Genomic DNA, 8189 nt, shown 5'->3' on the forward strand with positions numbered 1-8189 from the left:
GCAGCGCGGAACAGGCCGCCATCAACCGGCGCGACGCAACAACCAGAGCCCGGCCAGGGCACAGACACTGGCGGGCACGAGCACCGCGAACAGTGGCGAAAAACCGAACACCAGGCTCGAAGGCCCGAGCAAATCCTGGGCAATACGGAAGGTGAAGCCCACCAGTACGCCAGTGAACACCCGCTGACCAAGGGTCACAGAGCGCAGCGGACCGAAGATGAAGGAGATCGCCATCAGCACCAGGGCCGCGGTGACCAGGGGCTGCAACACCTTGACCCAAAATGCCAGCCAGTATCGGCCGTTGTTCAGCCCCTGGTCCGCCAGATAGTGGATATAGCCCCAAAGCCCCGAGATCGACAGCGATTCCGGCGCCATCACCACCGTACTCAACAGTTGCGGGCTCAACGCCACTTCCCAGCGCTCGACCGGAGCGGTGACCACTTCGGTGCTCTTCTCGTGGAATACCGTGGTGGTGACATCGGACAACTGCCAGTGATCCTTGTCGAACTCCGCGCGCTTGGCGAAGCTCGCCGACAACATGTGGCGTTCCTTGTCGAAGTGATAGCGGGTCACGCCATACAGCAGGCCATTGGGTTGCACGGAGTTGACGTGGATGAACTCGTCACCCTGGCGATGCCACAGGCCGTGCTTGGCGCTTTGCGCGTCGCCACTGCCCTGGGCCAGCGAGCGGTTGGCCTGGGCGGTGCTTTCGGTCGCCGGCGCCACGTATTCGCCGATCAGCACCCCCACCACCATCAGCACCAGCATCGGCTTCATGACCGCCCAGACGATGCGTCCGATGGACACGCCAGCCGCGCGCATGATGGTCAGCTCGCTGTTGCTGGCCAGGCTGCCGAGACCGATCAGGCAACCGATCAGGGCTGCCATCGGCAGCATGTCGTAGAGCCGGCGTGGCGCCGTCAGCAACACGTAGCTCAGGACATCGAGCAGGGTGTAGGTATCGCTGGCGTCGCCCATCTCGTCGATGAACGCAAACAGCGTGGCCAGGCCGAGAATGATCCCCAGTACCGCCAGGATCGCCACGAATACGCTGCTACCGATGTAGCGATCGAGCTTAACCACGGGCCACCTCCCGGGCGCTGCGGCGACTCGCCCGCTTCAATTGCAAGGGTTCCCAGTAGAGCAGGCCCAGGCCGATGACCAGGAATATCCCGTGCACCCACCACAAGCCCAGCGCCGGCGGGATCTTGCCCTTTTCGAGGGCGCCGCGCGCGGCAATCAGGATGGTCAGGTAAGCCATATAAAGAAGGATCGCCGGCAACAGCTTGAGGAAACGGCCCTGGCGCGGATTGACCCGCGACAACGGCACCGCCATCAAGGTCACGATGAACACCAGCAACGGCAGGGACAGGCGCCATTGCAGCTCGGTGCGGGAACGGATGTCGTCGCTGCCCAGCAAGGAGCCCGTGGTCATGGCGTCACGGTCGGTCACTTCGTCGCTGACGTCCGGCTTGGGCAGCAGCACGCCGTATTCGTCGTACTTGATCGCCCGGTAATCAGCCTGCCCCGGGTTACCGTCATAGCGATAGCCGTTGTCGAGGATCAGGTAGCGGTTGCCGTCGGGGCGGATTTCCTGCCGGCCTTTTTCAGCCACCAGCACGGAGATCCCGCGATCCTTCTTGTCGGAACTGATGTTCTTTTGCGAAATGAAGACCCCCGCCAGGTTGATGCGGTCGTCTGTCAACTGCTCGGTATAGGTCACCCGCGTACCGTCGCGCAGGGCCTGGAAGCGGCCTGGCTCGAGGGTGTCGAACTCGGTCAGGGCATCCTGCTTGTTCAGCAGCAACTGGAACTGATTGGCACCCTGGGGCGCCAGGCTCAGGCTCAACCAGGCAACGACCAGGGCAACCAGGGTCGCCGGGAACAGGGTCATGCGAAACAGGCGTTGCTGGCTCATGCCCGTGGCCGACAGCACGGTCATCTCGCTTTCAAGGTACAGGCGGCCATAGGCCAGCAGGATCCCGAGAAACAGGCCCAGCGGCAGGATCAGCTGCAGGAACCCTGGCAGGCGAAAGCCCATGATGAGGAACAGCGAGCCCGGATCCAGTTGACCCGAAGCGGCCTGCGCGAGGTACTTGATGAAGCGTCCACTCATGATGATGACCAGCAACACCGCACTGACGGCGCTCAAGGTCAACAGGACTTCGCGGGATAGATAACGGAAGACAATCAAACCAGACACTCCAGGGTTGTCAGGCTAAGGCGGCCAAACAAGCAAACACATCAGACAGCCCGCATTGCAGAACTGCTGAAAAAAAGATGGCGCATTATCCTGTGATTGGGTGCGCCTGTCACTGCGCAATGCGCGGGCAGGTATGTAGGAGCGAGCTCGCTCGCGATGGTCGTCAACGATAACGCGTGAAGCCTGACACCCCGTGGCGCTCTCAGGTTTTTCGCGAGCAAGCTCGCTCCTACAGTGGCCGACGAAACCGTGAAGATCGTACAACACAGGGTTGTCAGGCCCCGCCGGCGAGGTTCAAACTGCCGCCTTCGTCGCCGGTCGATCCTGGCGCCTCTCTCTTTATAAGCAAGCGCTGCCCGCACCTTGTCCAGCGCTTGCGTATCGACCATCAATTCAGGGACCCGGACATGGAACTGGTTGTAAAAAGCGTCAACCCGCAAACGTTGAAAACCGCCACGCTGGTGGTCGCCGTCGGCGAAGGCCGCAAGCTCGGCGCTGTTGCCAAACAGCTCGACGAACTCAGCGCCGGCGCCATCAGTGCCGTGCTCAAGCGCGGCGACCTGGCCGGCAAGGTTGGCCAGAGCCTGTTGCTGCACAGCCTGCCGAACCTGAAAGCCGAACGCGTATTGCTGGTCGGCGTGGGCAAGGATGAAGAACTGGGCGACCGCCCGTTCCGCAAGATCATTGCCGGCATCCTCTACACCCTCAAGGGCCTGGGTGGCAGCGATGCCGTGCTGGCACTGGATGAAATCGTGGTCAAGGGCCGTGACAGCTATGGCAAGACCCGCCTGCTGGCCGAAACCCTGGTGGACGGCGAATACCAGTTCGACCAGTTCAAGAGCCAGAAAGCCGAGCCACGCGCCCTGAAAAAAGTCACCCTGGTGACCATCAAGGCCGCCGAGGCTGAAGTGCAACGCGCCGTGAACCACGCCACCGCGATCGCCAACGGCATGGCTTTCACCCGCAACCTGGGCAACCTGCCGCCGAACATCTGCCACCCGACTTTCCTCGGCGAGCAGGCCAAGAGCCTGGGCAAAGAGTTCAAGGACCTGAAAGTCGAAGTCCTCGACGAGAAGAAGATCAAGGCCCTGGGCATGGGCTCGTTCTACGCGGTCGGCCAGGGCAGCGCCCAGCCTCCGCGCCTGATCGTCATGCAATACAACGGCGGCAAGAAGTCCGAGAAGCCTTACGCCCTGGTCGGCAAGGGCATCACCTTCGACACCGGCGGCATCAGCCTCAAGCCGGGTGCCGGCATGGATGAAATGAAGTACGACATGGGCGGCGCCGCCAGCGTGTTCGGCACCCTGCGTGCCGTGCTCGAACTGAAGCTGCCGATCAACCTGGTGTGCATCCTGGCTTGCGCCGAGAACATGCCGAGCGGCAACGCTTCGCGTCCGGGCGACATCGTCACCACCATGAGCGGCCAGACCGTGGAAATCCTCAACACCGACGCCGAAGGCCGCCTGGTGTTGTGCGACGCCCTGACTTACTCCGAGCGCTTCAAGCCGCAAGCAGTGATCGACATCGCCACCCTGACCGGTGCCTGCGTGGTTGCACTGGGCTCCCACACCTCGGGCCTGCTGGGCAACAACGACGAACTGATCGGCCAACTGCTGAGCGCCGGCAAGACTGCCGATGACCGCGCCTGGCAACTGCCGTTGTTCGATGAGTACCAGGAACAGCTGGACAGCCCGTTCGCCGACATCGCCAACATCGGTGGCCCGAAAGCCGGCACCATCACGGCGGCCTGCTTCCTGTCGCGCTTCACCAAGAACCTGAACTGGGCGCACCTGGACATCGCCGGTACCGCATGGACCAGCGGCGGCAAGGACAAGGGCGCCACTGGCCGTCCGGTTCCATTGCTGACCCAGTACCTGCTGGACCGCGCCAAAGCCTGAAACCAATGATCCCGGGTGGCGTTGCCTGCCAGTGACGCCACCCCGGCTCAGGAACCGCAATGACCAAAGTCGACTTTTATATCCTGCCCAGCGCCGATCCTTCGGCACGCCTGGACTTTGCCTGCAAGCTCACCGAGAAAGCCTGGCGCATGGGCCACCGCATCTACCTGCATTGCAGCGATGCGACCCAGCGCGATGATCTCGATGCGCGGCTGTGGGCGTTCAAGGGCGAAAGCTTCGTGCCCCACGGCCCTGCCGACAGCGAACCAGACGGCTTGATTGTCCTGGGATTGGGCGAAGACTGCGGTCAGCATCAGGATTTGCTGGTCAATCTCGACCTGAAAGTCCCGGCCTTCGCCAGCAAGTTCGCCAGAGTGGCGGAAGTGGTGGTGGAGGATCCGACGATCAAGGCTGCTGCGCGGGAGAGTTTCCGTTTCTACCGCGAACAGGGCTATCCTCTGCAAGATCACCGTTTACAGCGACTCTGAGCATTCCGATGGACACTCCAAAACCGCTGCAACAATCCGCGCACCTGCTGGACGACCTCGAGTCGATCCGCCAACTGCTCGGCGATGACAACCTGCAACCACCGCTGCTGACCGATACGGTCGAAGAAGGTGACCAGGAACAGATTCCGATGCTGTTCGACACCGTCAGCGAGCCTGCGCCGGTCGTCGAACCACCCGCCCCCAAACCCGCCGCTGATCCGGCACCGACGGCCAGTAAAAGCGCCGACGCCCTGCTGTATCTCGACAGCGAATTGCGCGCCGCCGCGCAATTGATCATGCAAGACGTGATCGACGACTTCGCGCCGCACATCGAAACCGAAATCAAACGCCGCCTCAGCGCGCGAATGGAACGGCTCCTCAGTCAGTACAACGACTGAGCCATACACAGATCCCCTTGTGGGAGCGGGCTTGCTCGCGAAGGCGTCGTGTCAGTCAGCATCAATATTGAATGTACGACCGCATTCGCGAGCAAGCCCGCTCCCACATTTGATCCTGTCGCGCCTTTGATAAGGCGCCCTGTCCGCACTCGCTCGCCCTGCGCCCCATGCCCCGCTATACTTGCCGGCTTTTCCTGAACAAATGCCAATAGGGTCCCGCCGCGCATGGATAAGACCTACCAGCCGCACGCCATTGAAACTTCCTGGTACAACACCTGGGAGTCAGAGAATTACTTCGCCCCGCAAGGCGCGGGCGAGTCCTACACCATCATGATCCCGCCGCCGAACGTCACCGGCAGCCTGCACATGGGTCACGGCTTCAACAACGCGATCATGGACGCCCTGATCCGTTTCCGCCGCATGCAGGGTCGCAACACCCTGTGGCAACCGGGCACCGACCACGCCGGTATCGCCACGCAAATGCTGGTGGAGCGTCAACTCGAAGCCCAGGGCCAGAATCGCCACGACCTGGGCCGCGAGAAATTCCTCGAGAAAGTCTGGGAATGGAAGGATCAGTCCGGCGGCAACATCAGCCGTCAGATCCGTCGCCTCGGCTCTTCCGTGGACTGGAGCCGCGAGCGCTTCACCATGGACGACGGCCTCTCTGAAGCCGTTAAAGAAGCGTTCGTGCGCCTGCACGAAGACGGCCTGATCTACCGCGGCAAGCGCCTGGTCAACTGGGACACCAAGTTGCACACGGCGATTTCCGACCTTGAAGTGGAAAACCACGACGAGAAAGGTTTCCTGTGGAACCTGAAATACCCGCTGGCCGATGGCGCCAAGACCGCTGAAGGCAACGATTTCCTGATCGTCGCGACGACTCGTCCGGAAACCATGCTCGGCGACTCCGCCGTCGCGGTTAACCCGAACGATGAACGCTACAAAGCCCTGATCGGCAAATTCGTCGAGCTGCCGCTGGTCGGCCGCCGCATCCCGATCATCGCCGACGATTACTGCGACCCTGAATTCGGCACCGGTTGCGTGAAAATCACCCCGGCCCACGATTTCAACGACTACGAAGTCGGCAAGCGCCACAACCTGCCGCTGCTGAACATCTTCGACAAGAACGCCCACGTGCTGCCAGCCGTGCAGGCATTCAACCTCGATGGCACCCTGAACGAAACGATCGACGGCAAGATCCCGGCGGAATATGCCGGTCTGGACCGCTTCGAAGCGCGCAAGCAGATCGTAGCCGCGTTCGAAGCCGCAGGCCTGCTGGTCAGCGTCGACGATCACGCCCTGAAAGTGCCGAAAGGCGACCGCTCCGGCACCATCATCGAGCCGTGGCTGACCGACCAGTGGTATGTGTCCACCAAGCCGCTGGCCGAACCTGCGATTGCCGCCGTTGAAGACGGCCGCATCCAGTTCGTGCCGAAACAATACGAAAACATGTACTTCTCGTGGATGCGCGACATCCAGGACTGGTGCATCAGCCGCCAACTGTGGTGGGGCCACCGGATTCCGGCCTGGTATGACGAGTCGGGCAAAGTCTACGTCGGTCGCGACGAAGCCGAAGTGCGCGCCAAGCACAACCTCGGCCCGGACATCGCGCTGCAACAGGACAACGACGTACTCGACACCTGGTTCAGCTCGGGCCTGTGGACCTTCTCCACCCTCGGCTGGCCGGAACAGACCGAGTTCCTGAAGAAATTCCACTCCACCGACGTGTTGGTCACCGGCTTCGACATCATTTTCTTCTGGGTTGCCCGGATGATCATGCTCACCATGCACTTGGTGAAAAACGAAGACGGCACGCCGCAGGTGCCGTTCAAGACCGTGTACGTGCACGGCCTGGTGCGTGATGGCCAAGGCCAGAAGATGTCCAAGTCCAAGGGCAACGTCCTTGACCCGCTGGACATCATCGACGGCATCGAGCTGGAAGAGCTGGTGCAGAAACGCACCTCCGGCATGATGCAGCCGAAACTGGCGAAGAAGATCGAGAAGCAGACCCGCGAAGAGTTCGCCGAAGGCATCGCCAGCTATGGCACCGACGCCCTGCGCTTCACCTTCTGTTCGCTGGCATCCACCGGTCGCGACATCAAGTTCGACATGGGCCGCGTCGAAGGCTATCGCAACTTCTGCAACAAGATCTGGAACGCCGCGCGCTACGTACTGGACAAAGGCGAAGACTGCGGTCAGAACGGCGAAGCCTACGAGCTCTCGCTGGCCGATCGCTGGATCATTTCGCAGCTGCAACGCACCGAAGCCGAAGTGACCCGTCAGCTCGACCAGTTCCGCTTCGACCTGGCCGCGCAAGCCTTGTACGAGTTCATCTGGAACCAGTATTGCGACTGGTACCTGGAACTGTCCAAGCCTGTACTGTGGGACGAAAACGCTCCGGTTGAACGCCAGCGCGGCACCCGTCGCACCCTGGTTCGCGTGCTCGAAGTGGCCCTGCGCCTGGCGCATCCGTTCATGCCGTTCATCACCGAAGAAATCTGGCAGCGCCTCGCGCCGCTGGCCGGTATCGAAGGCAAGACGATCATGCTGCAACCTTGGCCAGTGGCCAATGAAGCACGCATCGATCAGGCCGCCGAAGACGACATCGAATGGCTCAAGGGCCTGATGCTCGGCACCCGTAACATCCGTGGCGAAATGAACATTGGTCCGGGCAAGCCGCTGCCGCTGTTCCTGAAGAATGTCAGCGCCGAAGATCAGCGTCGCCTGACCGAAAACGAAGCGCTGCTGAAGAAGCTGGCGCGTCTGGAATCGATCACCGTGCTGGCGGCTGGCGAAGAAGCCCCCCTGTCCGCCACCGCACTGGTTGGCGAGATGGAAGTGCTGGTACCGATGGCCGGCCTGATCGACAAGGGTGCCGAGCTTGCGCGCCTGGACAAGGAAATCCAGCGCCTGCAAGGCGAAGTGCAGCGCGTCGGCGGCAAGCTGTCCAACGCCGGTTTCGTTGACAAGGCGCCCGCTGAAGTCATCGAAAAAGAACGCGCCAAACTGGCCGAAGCCGAACAGGCTCTGGGCAAGCTGGCGGAGCAACATGCGCGGATTGCCAGTCTGTAACGGCAGATCGCAATAAAAAAGGGAGGCCCTGGTGGCCTCCCTTTTTTCTTGAACACCAAAACTCCCCTGTAGGAGCTGCCGCAGGCTGCGATCTTTTGATCTTGCTTTTAAAAACAAAATCAAAAGATCG

Annotated in this window: 6 protein-coding genes; 4 read left to right on the forward strand and 2 right to left on the reverse strand. The window is 61.5% G+C overall.

What is annotated here, in order from left to right:
* Positions 1-21 precede the first annotated feature (21 nt).
* Together lptG and lptF are read right to left on the reverse strand one after the other, a co-directional pair.
* Positions 22-1083: an LPS export ABC transporter permease LptG gene (gene lptG, locus SOP95_RS18395; protein WP_323607854.1), complete on the reverse strand. Its 1062-nt coding sequence runs from the start codon at positions 1081-1083 to the stop codon at positions 22-24.
* Entirely contained in the window at positions 1076-2194 is a 1119-nt protein-coding gene (gene lptF, locus SOP95_RS18400; RefSeq protein WP_274074300.1) for an LPS export ABC transporter permease LptF, read from the reverse strand. The genes lptG and lptF overlap by 8 nt, the downstream gene beginning before the upstream one ends.
* 416 nt (positions 2195-2610) lie before the next feature.
* Here lptF and SOP95_RS18405 point away from each other — a divergent pair, with 416 nt between their 5' ends.
* The 4 genes from SOP95_RS18405 to SOP95_RS18420 all read left to right on the forward strand — a co-directional run bounded on the left by SOP95_RS18405 (position 2611) and on the right by SOP95_RS18420 (position 8059).
* Positions 2611-4101 carry a leucyl aminopeptidase gene (locus SOP95_RS18405; RefSeq protein ID WP_323607855.1) on the forward strand — a complete coding sequence of 497 codons (1491 nt, stop codon included), beginning with the start codon at positions 2611-2613 and terminating at the stop codon, positions 4099-4101.
* 59 nt (positions 4102-4160) lie between these two features.
* Positions 4161-4589, forward strand: a complete 429-nt coding sequence (locus tag SOP95_RS18410; protein WP_274074298.1) for a DNA polymerase III subunit chi — start codon at positions 4161-4163, stop codon at positions 4587-4589.
* An 8-nt stretch (positions 4590-4597) separates the two neighbouring features.
* A complete protein-coding gene (locus tag SOP95_RS18415) occupies positions 4598-4987 on the forward strand; it encodes a DNA polymerase III subunit chi (RefSeq protein WP_274074297.1) in 390 nt (129 codons plus the stop codon).
* Between the two features lie 225 nt (positions 4988-5212).
* Positions 5213-8059, forward strand: a complete 2847-nt coding sequence (locus tag SOP95_RS18420) for a valine--tRNA ligase (RefSeq protein WP_274074296.1) — start codon at positions 5213-5215, stop codon at positions 8057-8059.
* Positions 8060-8189: the final 130 nt, after the last annotated feature.

The sequence above is a fragment of the Pseudomonas sp. YuFO8 genome, from assembly GCF_035065025.1.
GTDB lineage: Bacteria > Pseudomonadota > Gammaproteobacteria > Pseudomonadales > Pseudomonadaceae > Aquipseudomonas > Aquipseudomonas putida_AE.

What these genes read in the sequence shown, in the direction of transcription:
- SOP95_RS18420 (WP_274074296.1), top strand. Translation starts at nt 5,213, where the DNA reads ATGGATAAGACCTACCAGCCGCACGCCATTGAAACTTCCTGGTACAAC.
- SOP95_RS18410 (WP_274074298.1), top strand. Translation starts at nt 4,161, where the DNA reads ATGACCAAAGTCGACTTTTATATCCTGCCCAGCGCCGATCCTTCGGCA.
- SOP95_RS18415 (WP_274074297.1), top strand. Translation starts at nt 4,598, where the DNA reads ATGGACACTCCAAAACCGCTGCAACAATCCGCGCACCTGCTGGACGAC.
- SOP95_RS18405 (WP_323607855.1), top strand. Translation starts at nt 2,611, where the DNA reads ATGGAACTGGTTGTAAAAAGCGTCAACCCGCAAACGTTGAAAACCGCC.